This is a genomic window from Leisingera sp. SS27 (assembly GCF_028368855.1).
Lineage (GTDB): Bacteria > Pseudomonadota > Alphaproteobacteria > Rhodobacterales > Rhodobacteraceae > Leisingera.
Genome location: NZ_JAQNCY010000001.1, coordinates 173,585 through 190,244 on the forward strand (window position 1 = coordinate 173,585; position 16,660 = coordinate 190,244).

Here is a 16,660-nt window from a genome sequence, read left to right on the forward strand (position 1 = left end):
AGCCGAAAAACGGCGGCGGCGCGCCGCCAGTTGCCGCTCGGGCGGCGGCAAGAACCCGCGCTTGCAGGTTCTGCGTTGTGCCGGCAGAAGCATTTCGGAACCGGCAGCCGGTTTTAGCTCAGTGCCGGGATAAAAGCCGCGGATTTTCGCCTGCGCGGCGTTGCGCTGCACGCAACCGATTCCGGTGCAGGACGTGCTGCTGCGGACGTGTTTGGCTGGCCGGGAAAACATCTTTGCAGGCCCGCGCGCGGTGTTCCGGATGCCAGAGGCCGGCCCTGTGCGGGGCCGGCCTGGCGCCAAGCCGGTTTGGGAGGAAACCGCGTGGAGGCGGCCGGGCGTGTCAGCCCTCCCGGCTGCGCTTCTCGAACCGCGGCAGCATGGCAGAGAAATCCATGCCCTTGCCGTCTTCGTCCTCGACGAACTTCTTATAAAGCGCCATCGCCAGTTCCCCCATCGGGGTGTCTGCATCGGCGCTCTCAGCCGCTTGCTGGCTGAGGCCCAGATCCTTGAGCATCAGTTCAGCTGCAAAACCCGGCTGGTAGTTGTTGTCGGCGGGCGACTGCGGGCCGACGCCAGGGGCCGGGCAATAGGCGTTCATGGTCCAGCTGTAGCCGGAGGAGGTGGAAACCACGTCGAACATCTTCTGCCGGTCGAGGCCCAGCTTGTCAGCCAGGGCAAAGGCCTCGCAGGTGGCGATCATGGTGACGCCCAGGATCATGTTGTTGCAGATCTTGGCGGCCTGGCCTGCTCCGGCCTCGCCGCAATGCACGGCCTTCTGGCCCATGATGTCAAACAGCGGTTCCGCTGCCGCAAACGCCTCTGCCGAGCCGCCGGCCATGAAGGTGAGCGTGCCGCCCGCGGCGCCGCCGATGCCGCCGGAGACCGGCGCGTCGACGGAGAGGAGACCTGCGGCCTCTGCCTGCTCAGCCACCGCGCGGGCGGAGTCCACATCGACGGTGGAGCAGTCGATCAGCGCGGCGCCCTTGGCCATGGCCGGGATCACCTCCGCCGCGACAAGGCGCAGGATGGCGCCGTTGGGCAGCATGGTGATCACCGCATCGGCACCTGCCGCGGCCTCAGGGCCGGAGGCTGCCATTCTGACGCCTTCGATGCTGACATCGGCCATGTCGAAACCGGTGACGTCGTGGCCTGCCTTGGCCAGGTTGGCGGCCATCGGCCCGCCCATGTTGCCAAGTCCGATAAATCCGATCTTCATGCGAGTTCCTCCTCAAATGTCAGCGCATCCGCGCCCAAGGGCGCCAGCAGGTCGTCAACCGCCTGTGCCGGCACCGGCTGGCCTGCATATTGCCATTGCGGATTGCGGTCCTTGTCAATGATCTGGGCCCGGATGCCTTCCAGGAAATCGCTCTGTTCCATGGCGCGGAAGGTATAGCGGTATTCCAGGTCCAGCGCGCGGCGGATGGCGGGGCCGTCGGCGCGCAGGCGGCGCAGCATCTCCAGCGTGCAGGCCATCGACAGCGGCGAGTTGCGTTTGAGAGATTTCAGTGCGGCAGCGGCAAACTCGCTATCTCCGGCCTCAAGACCAGCAAGAATGTCCTCCAGGCTGTCCTTGCCGAAGTGTCTGGCGGTGTGCTCGCGGACCGTGCGCAGCTTGCCCTCAGGCGCGGGCTTGGCGGCATCCTCGACCAGCTTAGCGCTGCCGGTCTCCTCCAGCGCGGCGACCAGCGCGGGCCATTGTTCCTGCGGGATGAAGTAGTCTGCAAAGCCTGCGAGGATGGCGTCATCCGCGCCCATCCGCGCGGCTGTCATGCCGAGGTATTCGCCCAGGTGATCCGGCGCCAGCGACAGCATCAGCGAACCGCCCACATCCGGCACCAGCCCGATGCCGACCTCCGGCATGGCGATCTGGCTGCTTTCGCCGACCACCCGGTGGGTGCCGTGGCAGCCGATGCCGACACCGCCGCCCATGGTGAAGCCCTGCATGAAGCTGATCACCGGCTTCTTGTACTCGAAAATCCGGGCGTTCAGCCGGTATTCATCGCGCCAGAAGGTGCGGCCATAGGAATAGTCGCCCTTGGTGCCGGTGTCATAAAGCTCGGCAATGTCGCCGCCGGCACAAAAGGCCTTGTCGCCCTCGGCATCGATTACCACCAGTTTGACGGCGTCATCCCCGGCCCAGTCGCGCATGGCCGCGTCGATTGCCATGCACATCCCGTAGCTCATCGCGTTCAGCGCCTTCGGGCGGGTGAAGGTGATGCGGCCGGCCTGGCCGGATTTGCGGATATGGATATCACTCATCGGGCGTGCTCCGTCAGTATGTGTTGCCGCGGGCAGTGTGCTGATTGCAGGTTACTCTGCAATCAGCTGGCGCGCGACGATCAGGCGCATGATCTCGTTGGTGCCTTCCAGGATCTGGTGCACCCGCAGGTCACGCACGATCTTCTCGACGCCGTAGTCGGCCAGATAGCCGTAGCCGCCGTGCAGCTGCAGGCAGCCGTTGGCCACGTCAAAGGCGGTGTCGGTAACCATCAGCTTGGCCATGGCACAGAACTTGGTGGCGTCATGGGCGCCAGTGTCCAGTTTCCATGCGGCCTGGCGCAGGAAGGTGCGGGCGGCCTGCAGGCGGGTTTCATATTCCGCCAGCCGGAACTGCAGCGCCTGGAACTGGTTGATGGATTTGCCGAAGGCCTTGCGCTCGGACATGTACTGCACGGTCTGATCCAGCGCCGCCTGGGCACCGCCCAGCGCGCCGGCTGAGATGTTCAGACGGCCGCCGTCGAGACCCGCCATTGCGTAGGAGAAGCCCTTGCCTTCCTCGCCGATCAGGTTTTCCGCGGGGATCGCGCAATCGTCGAACTGCACCTGAGAGGTCGGCTGCGCCTTCCAGCCCATCTTGTCCTCCAGCGCCCCGAACGACAGGCCCGGGTTGCCGTCCTCGACCACCACGGTGGAGATGCCCTTGGGGCCGTCCTCGCCGGTGCGGCACATCACGACATAGGCGTCGGAGTAAGAGCCGCCGGAGATGAACGCCTTGGTGCCGTTCAGGATGTAGCCCTCATTGCTGCGCTCGGCGCGGGTTTTCAGCGCTGCAGCGTCAGAGCCGGAGCCCGGTTCAGTCAGGCAGTAGGAGAAGATCTTCTCCATGGTGCAAAGACCGGGCAGCCATTTCTGCTTGGTCTCTTCCGAGCCGAACTTGTCGATCATGCCGCCGCACATGTTGTGGATCGACAGGAAGGAGCCGATCGCGGGATCTGCCATGGCCAGCGCTTCGAACACCAGGGTGGCGTCCAGGCGCGACAGGCCGGAGCCGCCGTATTCCTCAGAGACGTAAAGACCGCCAAACCCCAGCTCCGCCAGTTGCGGCCACAGGGATTTGGGGATGGTGCCAGCCTTTTCCCACTCACGGGAATGCGGCGCAATATTGTCCTGGCCGAATGCGCGGGCCATGTCGAAAATGGCCTGCTGTTCCTCTGTCAGTGCAAAATCCATGCGCCGTACCTCCCGTCGCTCAGATGAATTGAACAGTTGTTTATTTAATAGCGGCCGGCGGACGCTGAGGCAAGCTGCGCAAATGCAAAGCCGGCGTGCAGCAATGCCCTGCCTGTACGGCCAGGGATGAGGAGAAAATTAAGAAACTTGCGCGAAACTCTGTCTCAAACCGATCAAGCGCGGGTCAATCCCGCGCGCACATTCCAAAAGGAGTAAGCGCAGTGTCAAATTCCGGGGCGCAGCATTTTCTGGCTTCATCAGTTCCGCAGAGCCCGGACCAGGTCAAGCAAGCTTTTGCTCAGGCTGTGACTGGCAACGCCCGCGCTGATTTTGCCCTGTCTGTCAAGCACGGGACACTGAAGTCAAATGGGGGCAGCCCAAAGGAACAGGCCGCGCATTTGATGAAGGATGCCCGGCGAAAGGCCATTGACCGCAGCTTTGACGATGCGGTCTATCTGCTGGAACGCGCACTGAAGCTTGACCCCAAAAACCGCAAGATCCACACCACCCTCGGCGAAGTTTTCGAGTTGATGGAGAAACGTGATAAAGCTCTTCTTTGTCACATCGAAGCGTTGCGGCTTGAACCTCAGAATTCGGAATGCCTGGCCTACATCGGAAGCTACCTGATGCGGATTGGCCAGGAAGAAGAGGCTATCAACTATTTTCAGGATACGCTGAAATTCAACCCTTCGAATGAGGTTGTCTTTGCCCGGATGATGCATCTGAAACGGCAAAAATGCGATTGGGCAGACTTTGATAAAGCGCGGCGGAAGATCAAGAGCGGTTCGAAAGGTTTGGCGGTCATCGATCCGTTTTCCTTCCTGAGCCTTGCCGACGACCCTGAAATGCAAAAGGAGTATTCTGTTCTTGCGGCGAAAGCCAACAAGATCTGTAAGACCGAAACGGCCAAGTTCACTGCACCCCTGCCGAAAAAAGACAAGATCCGTATTGGCTATTTCTCCTGTGATTTCCTGGATCATGCAACGATGTTCCTTATCGGCCGGATGTTTGAACTTCATGACCGTGAGAAGTTTGAAATCTACATTTATGACTACGGTGCGATGAACGACAATGACGGGCGGCTCAGGGCGGAAAAGTCCGCGGATGTCTACCGGCACGTGGGAAATGTCGACAGCGAGACAATTGTCGAACAGGCGCGGGAGGACGGTCTGGACATTGCTGTTGACCTGAAGGGGCATACCAAGGGCAACCGGATCAATCTGTTCGATCACCGCATGGCGCCTGTTCAGATTTCCTATCTCGGCTACCCCGGAACCTCTGGCGTGGAATCCATCGACTATATGGTTGCAGACCCAGTTGTGGTGCCCCCGAAGTACCGGAAGCATTACACTGAAAAAGTGCTCTATATGCCGGACTGTTATCAGTCGAATGATGATGCCCGCAAAGCCGCTGAGCACAAACCTACCCGGGCAGACGCGGGATTGCCGGAGGATGCGGTGGTGTTCTGCTCCTTTAACAGCCCTTACAAGGTATCACCGGACGAGTTCGACATCTGGATGAAGCTCCTGAAGCTGGTGCCGGACAGTGTTCTGTGGTTCTACGCAGTCCGTGATGGAGTCCGGGAAAACATCCTGGCTGAGGCGAAGCGGAGGGGTATCGGGCCGGACCGGATTGTCTTTACCGGGTTTGCCAAGCAGGAAGAGCACCTGGCCCGTCTCCCGCTGGCGGACATTTTTCTGGATACATTCTTTGTCAACGCTCACACCACGGCCAGTGACGCCCTTTGGGCTGGTGTTCCCGTTGTTACGAAAGTCGGCAAGCAGTTCGCGGCACGGGTCGCAGCGAGCCTGCTGCACACAATTGGCATGGATGAGCTGACTGCCACCACGCCGCAACAGTATCAGGCGCTGGCGCTGAAACTGGCGCGTGACAAGGAATACCTGGCGGACGTGAAGACACGGGTGAAACAGGGGATCGAAACAGGCCCGCTGTATGACACCGAAAAGTTCACCCGCAACTTTGAGGCGCTGCTGGAGAAAACGCTGGAGCGATTCAATGCCGGGCTGAAACCGGACCATATAAGCCTGAGCTGATCAAACCGGACTATGACAAAAGGCGCGGAGGATTTCGCGCCTTTTCCGATTCAGGTCAATTGAACGGAACTGACAGGTCAGAGCAGCCGGACCTGGGTGCCGATCTCCACCAGCTCATAAAGCTCTTCGACGTGCTGGTTATAGAGACCGATGCAGCCGGAGGAGCTTTGCCGCCCGATCTTGCGGGTGTCATGGGTGCCGTGAACCAGGTAGGCGGGCCAATCCAGGTACATCGCGCGGGTACCCAACGGGTTGTTCGGCACGCCGCCTTCGATGGTCACCGGCAGTGACGGGTCGCGCTCCCGCATCGAGGCAGTCGGGGTCCAGCTGGGGTTTTCCCTCTTGCGCACAACCTTGGTGTAACCGCGCTTGGTCAGATCCTCGGTCATTGGCACTGAGGAAGGGAACAGCCGGTAAGTTTCACCGTCCGAACCCCAGTAATGCAGCGCGCGGGAGCTGATGTCGGCCAGCAGGCAGCCAACGCCCAGAGTCTCGAAATGGTCCTGCCAGTTCTGCTGCGTGAAGGCAGAAGTGTTGCGCTGCACCGGGACTTCCTCGCGGATTGCAGGCTCGCTCTGCGGGAAGGCATCAGAAGATTGGGCGCGCAGAAGGGCCGGGGTGGCCATCGTGGCGCCAAGACCCATCAGGGTTGCGCGGCGGGTAATGCGGAGTTTGGTCATGGTGCCTCTACCGTGCTGCTCGAAAACTCCGGCACAAGATAAGCGCAAGCGCGGGTTTTCCTAGGGGCGGCATAGCGGAAAATCCGCGTCTCACAAGCTTGTGTTTTCCCGGGCAGCGGAAGATTGCCGTCCGGGAACTGTCTGGGGGTCAGGCCGCCAGGCTGCGGGCCTGGGCAAAGGACAAGAGGCGCTTGCTGTCCTCATCCCACAGGTGCAACCGGGCATTGGCCAGGCTTTCGCGGATGGTCATCCGGTTGCCTTCGGCCAGTTCTGCATGGTCGCGCAGAACTTCGGGCAGCCGGTAAAATGGGATGCGGCTGTAAAGGTGGTGCACATGGTGGATGCCGATATTGGCGCTGAGCCACTGAAGCACCGGCGGAAGCACGTAATGCGAACTGCCATGCAGCGCGGCGTCATGCAATTGCCAGTCCTCTTCCTGCTCCCATTGGGTGGTCTCGAACTGGTGCTGCACATAGAACAGCCACAGGCCGGCGGTGGCAGCGATCAAGGTGGCCGGCAGAAAGATCAGCACCAGCGGCATCAGGCCGCCGAAATACCAGATCAGCCCCAGCGCGGCCAGGATCGATGCATTGGTGCCCATTGCGCTGATCCAGTAGCGGGCCTGCCCTGTCAGGCCATAGGGGATGCGGTTCTGCAAAAAGAAAAGGTAACCGGGGCCAATGCAGAACAGCGTCACCGGGTGGCGGTACAGCCGGTAGATCAGCCGGTCCCAGCGGCTGGCCGCGCGGTATTCGGCAACGGTCATGGTGTGGATATCGCCCATCCCGCGTTTGTCCAGGTTGCCGTGGGTGCTGTGATGGATCGAATGGGTGCGGCGCCAGACATCATAGGGGGTCAGCGTCAGCACGCCGATGATGCGGCCCACCCAGTCGCTGACATGCCGGTTGTTGAAGAAGGACCCATGCCCGCAATCGTGCTGGATGGTGAACAGGCGCAGGAGGAAGGCAGCGATGCAAACTGACAGCGCAAGCGTCAGCCAGTAGCTGACCGACAGCGACCACCAGGCCAGCGCCCAAAGCACCAGAAAAGGCACCACGGTCACGGCCAGCTCAAAGCTGCTGCGAAAGGAATTGGGTTCGCGGTATTGGGCCAGGATCTTGACCCAGTCGCGGGCGGTCTTTGCAGCCGCCTGCGGCTGGTCCGGTACTTCTGTCTTGCTCATGCGCCTGCCGTTTGTCTGTCTCTTCCAGACCGGATAGACGAGTTACGCTGCGGAACAAGCAAAAACTGGCTGAAGAGCTTATTTTAACTGACTCCGTGCCGGCAAAACCGCCACGATTTTCAGCAATGCAATTGCATCGGAAAACAGGGACTGAAAAAGGCCCCGGAATGTCCGGGGCCTTTTCGTGTTATACCGCAAGTGGTTAGTCCATGGCCTTGAAGTTGAACTCGCCGCCTTCCTTGATGCCCGAGGGCCAGCGGGAGGTCACGGTCTTGGTGCGGGTGTAGAACTTGAAGCTGTCAGGGCCGTGCTGGTTCAGGTCACCGAACATCGACTTCTTCCAGCCGCCGAAGGTGTGATAGGCCAGCGGCACCGGGATCGGCACGTTGATACCCACCATGCCGATGTTCACGCGGGAGGCGAAGTCACGCGCGGTGTCGCCGTCGCGGGTGAAGATCGCGGTGCCGTTGCCGTACTCGTGATCCATCGCCAGCTTCAACGCCTCCTCGTAAGTGCCTGCACGCACAGTGGAAAGCACCGGACCGAAGATTTCCTGCTTGTAGATGTCCATGTCGGTGGTGACATGGTCGAACAGGTGGGCGCCGACAAAGAAACCGTCCTCGTAACCCTGCAGTTTGAAGTCGCGGTTATCGACCACCAGCTTGGCGCCCTGGTCGACGCCGGACTGGATCAGGCCCAGGATGCGTTCCTTGGCAGCGGCGGTTACAACCGGGCCCAGGTCCACGTCGTCGCCGGCGGTGTAGGGGCCGACTTTCAGCTTTTCGATGCGCGGGATCAGCTTCTCGATCAGCTTGTCGGCGGTTTCCTCACCCACCGGAACCGCAACCGAGATTGCCATGCAGCGTTCGCCGGCCGCGCCGAAGCCTGCACCCACCAGCGCGTCAGCGGCCTGATCCAGATCGGCGTCGGGCATCACGATCATGTGGTTCTTGGCGCCGCCGAAGCATTGGGCGCGCTTGCCGTTGGCGGTTGCACGGGAATAGATGTACTGCGCAATCGGGGTGGAGCCCACGAAGGACACGCCCTGGATGATCTCGCTGTCCAGAATGGTGTCCACCGCCTCGCGGTCGCCGTTCACCACCTGGAACACGCCCTCGGGCAGGCCGGCCTCAACGAACAGCTCCGCCAGCATCAGCGGCACGGAGGGATCGCGCTCGGACGGTTTCAGCACCACCGCGTTGCCGCAGGCCAGCGCCGGGCCGACATGCCACAGCGGCATCATGGCGGGGAAGTTGAACGGCATGATGGAGCCGACAACTCCGAGCGGCTGGCGCATGGAGTACATGTCGATGCCGGGGCCTGCGCTGTCGGTGAATTCACCCTTCAGCATCTGCGGCGCGCCGATGCAGTATTCGATCACTTCCAGACCGCGCTGCAGGTCGCCCTTGGCGTCCGGAATGGTCTTGCCGTGCTCGCGGCTCAGCGCCTCTGCCAGCTTGTCCATGTCGCGGTTCATCAGGCCGACCATCGCCATCATCACGCGGGCGCGTTTCTGCGGGTTGGTGGCGCCCCAAGCGGGCTGCGCCGCGGCGGCTTTTTCGATCGCATCGGTGGTCTCGGCAGCGCTGGCCATCGGGCACTGGTACTGCACTTCGCCGGTTGCGGGGTTGAAAACATCGTCAAAGCGGCCCGAGGTGCCGGAGACCAGTTTGCCGTTGATAAAGTGGCCGAGTTCTTTCATCGGATCCTCCTCTGTTCATCTTGCCCATATCGTAGGCTTGCAAAAAACATCGGAAAAGAGGAAACATTTCAAAGAGGCTTTGCAGGAACGCAAAAGGTTAACGTAAGGTTAGCAGCAGAACGGAGGACCCGGGGCCAATGGATCCGCAGTGGGATGATATGAAAGTGTTTTTGGCGGTGGCGCGGGAGGCGAGCCTGTCGGGCGCCGGCCGCATCCTCAAGATGGATCCCGCCACCGTCGGCCGCCGCATTGCCCGGTTTGAGGCGGCACTGGAGACCCCGCTGTTCGTGAAATCGCCGCAAGGTTATGCCCTGAGCGCCGCCGGCGACCGGCTGCTGGTCCATGCCGAGGCCGCGGAACAGGCAATGCGGGCAGGGACGGAAGCCCTGAGCGGCCCCAGCGACACCATGTCCGGCCAGATCCGCATCGGCGCGCCCGATGGCAGCGCCAATTACATCCTGCCGCAGGTCTGTGCCGAGATCGCTGAAGCGAACCCGGATCTGGATATCCAGATCGTGGCGCTGCCCCGCGTCATTAACCTCAGCCGCCGCGAAGCGGATATGGCTGTTACGGTCAGTGCACCCACGGCGGGCAAACTGCTGGTGCAGAAGATCTGCGACTATAAGCTGCACCTTGTCGCCTCGCGTCATTACCTGAAGGACCATCCGCCGATCGAAAAGCTGGAGGACCTGAAGGGCCACAAGATGATCGGCTATATCCCCGACATGATTTTTGACAAGGAATTGGACTATCTGAACGACATCGGGATCGAACGTGTGGCGCTGGCGTCCAACTCTGTCTCGGTGCAGATCAAGATGGCGGCGCAAGGAACGGCGGTCTGCGTGGCACATGATTTCAGCCTGCCGGCCCACCGGATGCTGCGTAAGATCCTGACCGACAAGGTGAGCCTGACGCGCAGTTTCCACCTGGTGCGCCACCAGGGCGACCAGCGCAGCGAGCGGCTGAACCGCTTTGCCCAGGCCTTGTCCAAGGGCATCCGCGACGAGGTGGCCCGGCTGGAAGCCTTGACTTAAAGCTGCGTTGCGGCACACTTAATTTATAGAGAAGTTATTTCCGGAGGTCTCCAGCGTGCTCGTTCAAGAGATTTTAAAGTCCAAGGCCGGCTCGGGTGTTGTTACGGTCAGCCTGTTTGCGAGTGTTTCCGAGGCAGCAAAAGTCATGTCCGACAACCGTTTTGGCACCGTGGTTGTCTCCGCCGACGGAGACTATCCGGACGGCATTCTGTCTGAGCGCGATATCGTCCGGGAACTGGCCAAATCCGGCTCAGGCTGTCTGGACGAGCCGGTCAGCAGCTATATGACCAAGGAGTTGGTCACCTGCACCAGCCAGTCCAACGTCGGCGAGGTCCTGCAGCAGATGACCGATGGCCGGTTCCGCCACATGCCGGTGGTGGAAGACGACGGAAAGCTTATCGGGATCATCACACTGGGCGATGCCGTCAAGGCGCAGCTTGCCCAGGTCGCGATGGAGAAGGACGCGCTGCAGGACATGATCATGGGCCACTGAGCCGCAGGCCGGCGCGCGGGGCACTTGGCCGCAGGCGGGCTCTCTGTATTTCTGCCTACTTGCATTGGCAGCGGCAAATATGTTTGCGTGTGCAGAAATTTCTGACAAGGCAGGAGGCCGCCCATGCGCGTTGGTCTGTATCCCGGCACCTTTGACCCGATTACCATCGGTCATATCGACATCATCCGCCGCGCCAGCGCACTGGTGGACAAGCTGGTGATCGGCGTCGCCATCAACCGCGACAAGGGGCCGCTGTTCCCGCTGGAGGAGCGGGTGGCGATGATCGAAGCGGAATGCGCCAAGCTGAGCGACGAGACCGGCACCGAGATCGTGGCGCATCCGTTTGAGAACCTGCTGATCGACTGCGCCCGCGACGTCGGCGCCCAGATCATCGTGCGCGGCCTGCGGGCGGTCGCCGATTTCGAGTATGAATTTCAGATGGTCGGCATGAACCGGGCGCTGGACAGCTCGATCGAGACCGTGTTCCTGATGGCGGAGGCACGGCACCAGGCAATCGCGTCAAAGCTGGTCAAGGAGATCGCCCGGCTGGATGGCGATGTGTCAAAATTCGTCACACCGCTTGTCAATGACAAGCTGATGGAGCGGTTGGGTAAGTCCGGCTGAAACCAATCACAGCATTGGAAACAAACAAAGCCGGGCTGACGCCCGGCTTTTTGCTGTCCGGGGAACGCTGCTGGAATGTGAGGGGCTTCAGCGCCAGAATGCGGCCCAGTCGATCAGTGCAAACAGCTTTTTGCCGAGAAAGATCATATGCGTGTCGCCGAACAGGATGATATCGATGACAGCGGCGGTGATCAGGAACAGCCCGAGGTAGATGGCAATCCGGTTGGTCATGAAGGCTCCGCCGCAAATGAAAACGCCCGCCCAGATAACCTGAGCGGGCGCGAATTCTCAAGAGGCCAGGGGCGTTTAGCCCAGCTTGCCCATGGCGACAGCAACGTCCGCCATGCGGACCGAGAAGCCCCATTCGTTGTCGTACCATGCCAGCACGCGCACCATGCGGTCCTCGACCACGCGGGTCTGGTCCGGCGCAAAGATCGAGCTTTCCGGGGAGTGGTTGAAGTCAATGGAGACCAGCGGCGCCGGCTCATAGCCCAGAACGCCTTTCATCGGGCCCTCTGCGGCTTCCTTGACGGCGGCGTTGACCTGCTCTGCGGTCACGTCGCGACCGGCGCGGAAGGTCAGGTCCACAGCGGAGACATTCGGGGTCGGCACGCGGATGGCAGAACCGTCCAGGCGGCCCTTCAAGTTCGGCAGCACTTCACCCAGGGCCTTCGCAGCGCCGGTCGAAGTCGGGATCATCGACATGGCGGCAGCGCGGGCGCGGTACAAGTCCTTGTGGCGGCGGTCCAGGGTCGGCTGGTCGCCGGTGTAGGCGTGGATCGTGGTCATGATGCCATGCTCGATGCCGAAGGCCTCGTCCAGCACCTTGGCCAGCGGCGCCAGGCAGTTGGTGGTGCAGGAGCCGTTGGAGATCATCGTGTCACCGGCTTCCAGCTGGTCGTCGTTGACACCGAATACGATGGTCTTGTCGACATTCTTGCCGGGGGCGGACAGCAGAACCTTCTTTGCGCCGCGCTCCAGGTGCGCCTTGGCCTTCTCACCGTCGTTGAACTTGCCGGTGCATTCCAGAACCACGTCGCAACCGGACCAGTCCAGCTCGTTCATGTCGTAGGTGGAGAACATCTGCATGTCGCCGCGGCCCAGGTTCATGGTGCCGTCGCCGATGGTCACTTCACCCGGGAAACGGCCATGCACGCTATCGTATTTGATCAGATGCGCCGCGGTCTCCAGCGGGCCGGTGGCGTTCACCTTGATCACTTCGATGTCGTCGCGGCCCGAAGCGGCAATGTGCGACAGGGTGCAGCGGCCGATGCGGCCAAAACCGTTGATCCCGACTTTGATGGTCATGAGTACGTCTCCAAGCGAGCAAAACCTTTGGCCGCCATATAGACCGGGGCGGATGTGGCCTAAAGGGGTAAAAGCGTCATTAAATGAAACTGTTAGCGCAAAATCATTATGTTGGCGGTAACGGTTTCATCCGGTGGCGTTAACGGAAATCAGCGCTCCGTGCGCGGTGGCGCTAACGCTTGTGCTGCGGCGCGGAACCGGGCAGATTGCCCCCAAACGCGAACAGGTTTGAAGGATTTGGCATGAGCGGATTGCTGGCGCTGCTGGATGATGTGGCGGGGATTGCCAAGGTGGCTGCGGCATCAGTCGACGATGTGGCGGCAGCGGCGGGCAAGGCCGGCGCCAAGACCGCAGGCGTAATCATCGACGATGCGGCAGTGACGCCGAAATACCTGCAGGGCTTTGCCCCGGCGCGTGAACTCCCGATCATCTGGCGCATCACCCGGGGTTCGCTGTTCAACAAGCTGATCCTTTTGCTGCCCGTCGCCATGCTGCTGGCGAATTTTGCGCCTTGGGCAATTACGCCCTTGCTGATGCTGGGCGGGTCCTACCTGTGTTTTGAAGGCGCGGAAAAGGTCTTTCACGTGCTGTTCCCGCACGCGAGCCACGCTATTGACGAAGATATGAGCATCAAGGACCCCGGTCATCTGGAAGAGCAGAAGATCAAGGGCGCGATCAAGACCGACTTCATCCTGTCGGCGGAGATCATGACCATCGCGCTGGCCGCCATCGAGGCGCCGAATGTCTGGATGCAGGCGGCAACGCTGGCCGTGGTGGCGATTGGTGTGACGCTGGCCGTCTACGGCTCAGTCGCAGTGATCGTGAAGATGGACGACGTGGGCTTGTATCTGGCGGGCAACGCACCAACGCCGGTGGGGCGCGGCCTGGGGCGCGGGCTGGTCAAGTTCATGCCGGTGCTGATGTGGATCCTGTCCGTTGTCGGCACCGCAGCGATGCTGTGGGTCGGCGGCTCCATCATCATCCACGGGCTGGAGGTGCTGGGCTTTGGCTGGCTGGGTCATCTGATCCACGATTGGGCCTATGCCGTGGGCCATGCGGTGCCTGAGGGCTGGACCGGCTTTGCCGAGTGGAGTGCCAAGGCGGCGATGGACGGCGTGTTTGGGGTTGTGTGGGGGCTGCTGCTGATCCCGCTGGCGACCAAGGTGATCGGGCCGGTTTTGGGGAAGTTTGGCAGCGAGAAGGCGGACCACTGAGAATGTGTTATTGTCTCTGCTAAACCATAAGCGATAAAGCTCCTTTTAGTCAGTTATGAGGTTCGAACCGAGGTCATGTTAAAAAAACCATTCAACTTCAAAGATTTGATGTCTTCAATTTATGGCTGACGAATTAGCATACTCGCGAAGACAATTGGCAACTGCGGTTAATTTGTCTGCGCTGTTGGGGTGGACAGGGATTGCATTGCCGCTTTCGTTTGAGATTGGGGTAGGAATTCTCCCTTGGGCAGCAGCCATTGGGCTTCCGATTTCGTTTTTTTGCTGCTGGTTGATCGCTGCACCAATCTTTAGGCGGATTATGCGTAAAGAAATAAGTTGCTTTAGGGCCGCGTTCTGGGGCGGTGCAATTGCACTCTTTATGGCACTAGTGAGTATCGTAGCAGGTCGTTTTCGCGGTTGGATGAAGTCACTCGACCCGAACTATAGCTCTCAGCTTGGTGGAGGTGACTACGTTCGGGAAATTGACGGTATACTTACAGCTTACGGCTGGCTCATGTTGGCGAAATCTACCGCTGTTTTTGTAGCATTGGGGGTAATAGTTGCGCTTGCGGTGCGTTGCTGGATCGGGAAGCCCGACACTGTCACTGCGAAGACTGATGCAAATTGAATGATCGGTATTCGCTTTTTGTATCGTCTGTTTGTGGAAAAATATCTCGCACAAAAGACGAACAGTACACTGCTTTCAATCCTACAAATTTTGCTGTTTTGGGTTATCTTTGCAGTCGGCATTTTCGTAGCTTACCTGCGGTTCACTCGCGCTTGAAGTTTGCCCCACCCGCGTGCTTCGGCCAAGCTCATCGACCAAAAAGTAAAAGGGCGCCCTGTGAGGCGCCCTCAATTTCTTTGATGCAAGCTAATCGAGCTTAACCCAGCAGCACTTTCACCTTCGCCACGGTACCCTCGGCCGTGATGCCGAACTTCTCGAACAGCTCGCCTGCCGGGGCAGAGGCGCCGAAGCGGTCCATGCCGACGAATGCGGCTTTCTTCTCCTGGCCGCGCTCGCCCAGCAGCCAGCGGTCCCAGCCGCCGTCGCGGACGGCGGCTTCGATGCCCACACGCACCGGACCTGCGGGCAGGACCTTGCGGCGGTACGCTTCGTCCTGGGCTGCGAACAGCTCCATGCAGGGCATGGAGACAACCCGGGTGCCGATGCCTTCACCTTCCAGCTTGGCCTTGGCTTCCATGGCAACGGACACTTCCGAACCGGTGGCGATCAGGATCACCTGGCGCTTGTTCTCTGCCTCGGCCAAGACGTATGCGCCTTTTTCGACCATGTTGGTCAGCTTGTGCTCGGTCCGCACGGTCGGCAGGTTCTGACGGGTCAGCGTCATCACCGAGGGGGTTTCCTTGGAGGTGAGGGCAATTTCCCAGGCCTCGGCGGTTTCCACGGTGTCGGCGGGGCGGAACACATAGGTGTTCGGGGTCGCGCGGCAGATCGCCAGATGCTCCACCGGCTGGTGGGTCGGGCCGTCTTCGCCAACGCCGATCGAGTCGTGGGTCATCACGAACACCGACGGGATCTTCGACAGGGCGGCCAGGCGCATCGCCGGGCGGGCATAGTCGGTGAAGCAGAAGAAGGTGCCGCCGTAGGGGCGCATGCCGCCGTGCAGCGCCATGCCGTTCATTGCCGCGGCCATGCCGTGCTCGCGGATGCCCCAGTAGACATAGCGGCCCTTGCGGTTGTCGGTGTCAAAGACGCCCAGGTCACCGGTCTTGGTGTTGTTGGAGCCGGTAAGGTCGGCGGAGCCGCCCACGGTTTCCGGCATCAGCGGGTTGATGACGGCCAGCGCCATTTCCGAGGATTTGCGGGTGGCAACCTTGGGCTGCTCTTCGCTCACCTGCTTTTTCAGCGCCTTGATGGCAGCGGACAGCTTCTTGGGCGCGTCCAGGTTGTAGGCACGGTTGAAACGGTCCTGCTTCTGCTGCGAAATCTCGGCAAAGCGGGCTTCCCAGGCGGCACGCTCGGACTTGCCGCGGGCGCCGATTTCTTTCCACTGGGATTTGATCTCTGCGGGCACTTCAAACGCGCCGCCGGTCCAGCCGTAGGCGTCCTTGGCCGCTTTCAGCTGGTCAGGGTCGGTCAGGGCGCCGTGGCCTTTGGAGGTGTCCTGTGCGGCGTGGCCCAGGGCGATGTGGGTTTTGCAGGCGATCATCGAAGGTTTCTTCGATTTTTTCGCTGCGGTGATGGCCTCGTCGATGGCAACCGGGTCGTGGCCGTCGATTTCGATCACCTGCCAGCCGGACGCCTTGAAACGCTGCACCTGGTTGGTGCGGTCGGACAGCTCAACGGTGCCGTCGATGGTGATGTTGTTGTTGTCCCAGAAGACAATCAGCTTGCCCAGCTGGTGGCGGCCTGCGAGGCCGATGGCCTCTTGGCTGATGCCCTCCATCAGGCAGCCGTCGCCGGCGATCACATAGGTGTGGTGATCGACAACCTTCTTGCCGTAATGGGCGCGCTGCATTTCCTCAGCCATAGCAAAGCCGACAGCGTTGGAGATGCCCTGGCCCAGCGGGCCGGTGGTGACTTCAACCGCGTCCAGCAGGAAGTTCTCGGGGTGGCCCGCGGTCAGTGCGCCGGACTGACGGAAATTCTTGATCTGATCCAGAGTCACCTGTTTGTCGCCGGTGAGGTACAGCAGCGAATAGATCAGCATCGAGCCGTGACCCGCCGACAGGATGAACCGGTCGCGGTCCGGCCACTGCGGGTTGGATGCGTCGAACTTCAGGTGCTTTTCAAACAGCACGGTGGCCACGTCGGCCATGCCGATCGGCATGCCGGTATGGCCGGAGTTGGCGGCGGCAACGGCGTCCAGTGCCAGCGCGCGGATGGCGGCGGCCTTGTTCCAATGGTCGGGATTGGCGGTGCGCAGGGCTGTCAGGTCCACTTGGATTGTCCT

General features: G+C 61.0%; 16 protein-coding genes. 6 read left to right on the forward strand and 10 right to left on the reverse strand.

All coding sequences use genetic code 11. The annotated features are described in order from the left end of the window. Nucleotides 1–340: 340 nt before the first annotated feature. From mmsB to N6L27_RS00840, 4 genes are all read right to left on the reverse strand, one after another. On the reverse strand, nucleotides 341–1,216 hold the full coding sequence (mmsB, locus tag N6L27_RS00825) for a 3-hydroxyisobutyrate dehydrogenase (RefSeq protein WP_271905168.1): 876 nt from the start codon (nucleotides 1,214–1,216) through the stop codon (nucleotides 341–343). Beyond that, a complete protein-coding gene (locus N6L27_RS00830) occupies nucleotides 1,213–2,259 on the reverse strand; it encodes an enoyl-CoA hydratase/isomerase family protein (protein ID WP_271905169.1) in 1,047 nt (348 codons plus the stop codon). Before N6L27_RS00830 ends, mmsB begins: the two co-directional genes overlap by 4 nt. 51 nt (nucleotides 2,260–2,310) lie before the next feature. Continuing rightward, nucleotides 2,311–3,450: an acyl-CoA dehydrogenase family protein gene (locus N6L27_RS00835; RefSeq protein WP_271905170.1), complete on the reverse strand. Its 1,140-nt coding sequence runs from the start codon at nucleotides 3,448–3,450 to the stop codon at nucleotides 2,311–2,313. Nucleotides 3,451–3,812: 362 nt separating this feature from the next. Beyond that, nucleotides 3,813–4,430 (reverse strand): hypothetical protein, encoded by a 618-nt coding sequence (locus N6L27_RS00840; protein ID WP_271906266.1) that lies wholly within the window; start codon nucleotides 4,428–4,430, stop codon nucleotides 3,813–3,815. Here N6L27_RS00840 and N6L27_RS00845 point away from each other — a divergent pair. Beyond that, nucleotides 4,338–5,504: an O-linked N-acetylglucosamine transferase, SPINDLY family protein gene (locus tag N6L27_RS00845; protein WP_271906225.1), complete on the forward strand. Its 1,167-nt coding sequence runs from the start codon at nucleotides 4,338–4,340 to the stop codon at nucleotides 5,502–5,504. The two genes, N6L27_RS00840 and N6L27_RS00845, sit on opposite strands and share 93 nt — an antisense overlap. Before the next feature lie 77 nt (nucleotides 5,505–5,581). On the opposite strand, the gene N6L27_RS00850 is transcribed toward N6L27_RS00845, so the two are convergent. The 3 genes from N6L27_RS00850 to N6L27_RS00860 form a co-directional block, all read right to left on the reverse strand. Then, entirely contained in the window at nucleotides 5,582–6,184 is a 603-nt protein-coding gene (locus N6L27_RS00850; RefSeq protein WP_271905172.1) for a L,D-transpeptidase, read from the reverse strand. Between the two features lie 148 nt (nucleotides 6,185–6,332). Continuing rightward, nucleotides 6,333–7,367, reverse strand: a complete 1,035-nt coding sequence (locus N6L27_RS00855; protein WP_271905174.1) for a fatty acid desaturase — start codon at nucleotides 7,365–7,367, stop codon at nucleotides 6,333–6,335. 202 nt (nucleotides 7,368–7,569) lie between these two features. Beyond that, the gene (locus tag N6L27_RS00860; protein WP_260018415.1) at nucleotides 7,570–9,069 is read right to left on the reverse strand and encodes a CoA-acylating methylmalonate-semialdehyde dehydrogenase; all 1,500 of its coding nucleotides are present in this window, start codon (nucleotides 9,067–9,069) and stop codon (nucleotides 7,570–7,572) included. A 137-nt stretch (nucleotides 9,070–9,206) separates the two neighbouring features. Between N6L27_RS00860 and N6L27_RS00865 the strand changes: the two genes are divergently transcribed. From N6L27_RS00865 to coaD, 3 genes are all read left to right on the forward strand, one after another. Then, on the forward strand, nucleotides 9,207–10,103 hold the full coding sequence (locus tag N6L27_RS00865; protein ID WP_039182816.1) for a LysR family transcriptional regulator: 897 nt from the start codon (nucleotides 9,207–9,209) through the stop codon (nucleotides 10,101–10,103). A gap of 55 nt (nucleotides 10,104–10,158) precedes the next feature. Beyond that, a complete protein-coding gene (locus tag N6L27_RS00870; RefSeq protein ID WP_271905175.1) occupies nucleotides 10,159–10,596 on the forward strand; it encodes a CBS domain-containing protein in 438 nt (145 codons plus the stop codon). A gap of 123 nt (nucleotides 10,597–10,719) precedes the next feature. After that, nucleotides 10,720–11,220: a pantetheine-phosphate adenylyltransferase gene (gene coaD, locus N6L27_RS00875; RefSeq protein ID WP_271905176.1), complete on the forward strand. Its 501-nt coding sequence runs from the start codon at nucleotides 10,720–10,722 to the stop codon at nucleotides 11,218–11,220. 87 nt (nucleotides 11,221–11,307) lie between these two features. Here coaD and N6L27_RS00880 read toward each other — a convergent pair whose 3' ends face one another. Both N6L27_RS00880 and gap read right to left on the reverse strand, forming a co-directional pair. Beyond that, nucleotides 11,308–11,451 carry a hypothetical protein gene (locus N6L27_RS00880; RefSeq protein ID WP_271905177.1) on the reverse strand — a complete coding sequence of 48 codons (144 nt, stop codon included), beginning with the start codon at nucleotides 11,449–11,451 and terminating at the stop codon, nucleotides 11,308–11,310. Between the two features lie 75 nt (nucleotides 11,452–11,526). Further along, complete coding sequence (gene gap / locus N6L27_RS00885) at nucleotides 11,527–12,528, reverse strand: type I glyceraldehyde-3-phosphate dehydrogenase (RefSeq protein ID WP_271905178.1); 1,002 nt, start codon at nucleotides 12,526–12,528, stop codon at nucleotides 11,527–11,529. A 242-nt stretch (nucleotides 12,529–12,770) separates the two neighbouring features. On the opposite strand from gap, the gene N6L27_RS00890 reads away from it, so the two are divergent. Then, nucleotides 12,771–13,742: a DUF808 domain-containing protein gene (locus tag N6L27_RS00890; protein WP_271905179.1), complete on the forward strand. Its 972-nt coding sequence runs from the start codon at nucleotides 12,771–12,773 to the stop codon at nucleotides 13,740–13,742. Between the two features lie 121 nt (nucleotides 13,743–13,863). Continuing rightward, nucleotides 13,864–14,370, forward strand: a complete 507-nt coding sequence (locus N6L27_RS00895) for a hypothetical protein (protein ID WP_271905180.1) — start codon at nucleotides 13,864–13,866, stop codon at nucleotides 14,368–14,370. Between the two features lie 256 nt (nucleotides 14,371–14,626). Here the strand turns inward: N6L27_RS00895 and tkt are convergent, their stop codons facing one another. Continuing rightward, entirely contained in the window at nucleotides 14,627–16,648 is a 2,022-nt protein-coding gene (gene tkt, locus N6L27_RS00900) for a transketolase (RefSeq protein WP_271905181.1), read from the reverse strand. Nucleotides 16,649–16,660: the final 12 nt, after the last annotated feature.

Excerpts from the sequence above, each read along its gene's own strand:
- mmsB (WP_271905168.1), bottom strand. The coding sequence starts at position 1,216 with ATGAAGATCGGATTTATCGGACTTGGCAACATGGGCGGGCCGATGGCC.
- N6L27_RS00830 (WP_271905169.1), bottom strand. The coding sequence starts at position 2,259 with ATGAGTGATATCCATATCCGCAAATCCGGCCAGGCCGGCCGCATCACC.
- N6L27_RS00835 (WP_271905170.1), bottom strand. The coding sequence starts at position 3,450 with ATGGATTTTGCACTGACAGAGGAACAGCAGGCCATTTTCGACATGGCC.
- N6L27_RS00840 (WP_271906266.1), bottom strand. The coding sequence starts at position 4,430 with ATGATCCAGGAAATCACAGGAGAAATAGCCAATACGGATCTTGTCTTT.
- N6L27_RS00850 (WP_271905172.1), bottom strand. The coding sequence starts at position 6,184 with ATGACCAAACTCCGCATTACCCGCCGCGCAACCCTGATGGGTCTTGGC.
- N6L27_RS00855 (WP_271905174.1), bottom strand. The coding sequence starts at position 7,367 with ATGAGCAAGACAGAAGTACCGGACCAGCCGCAGGCGGCTGCAAAGACC.
- N6L27_RS00860 (WP_260018415.1), bottom strand. The coding sequence starts at position 9,069 with ATGAAAGAACTCGGCCACTTTATCAACGGCAAACTGGTCTCCGGCACC.
- N6L27_RS00865 (WP_039182816.1), top strand. The coding sequence starts at position 9,207 with ATGGATCCGCAGTGGGATGATATGAAAGTGTTTTTGGCGGTGGCGCGG.
- coaD (WP_271905176.1), top strand. The coding sequence starts at position 10,720 with ATGCGCGTTGGTCTGTATCCCGGCACCTTTGACCCGATTACCATCGGT.
- N6L27_RS00880 (WP_271905177.1), bottom strand. The coding sequence starts at position 11,451 with ATGACCAACCGGATTGCCATCTACCTCGGGCTGTTCCTGATCACCGCC.
- gap (WP_271905178.1), bottom strand. The coding sequence starts at position 12,528 with ATGACCATCAAAGTCGGGATCAACGGTTTTGGCCGCATCGGCCGCTGC.
- N6L27_RS00890 (WP_271905179.1), top strand. The coding sequence starts at position 12,771 with ATGAGCGGATTGCTGGCGCTGCTGGATGATGTGGCGGGGATTGCCAAG.
- N6L27_RS00895 (WP_271905180.1), top strand. The coding sequence starts at position 13,864 with ATGGCTGACGAATTAGCATACTCGCGAAGACAATTGGCAACTGCGGTT.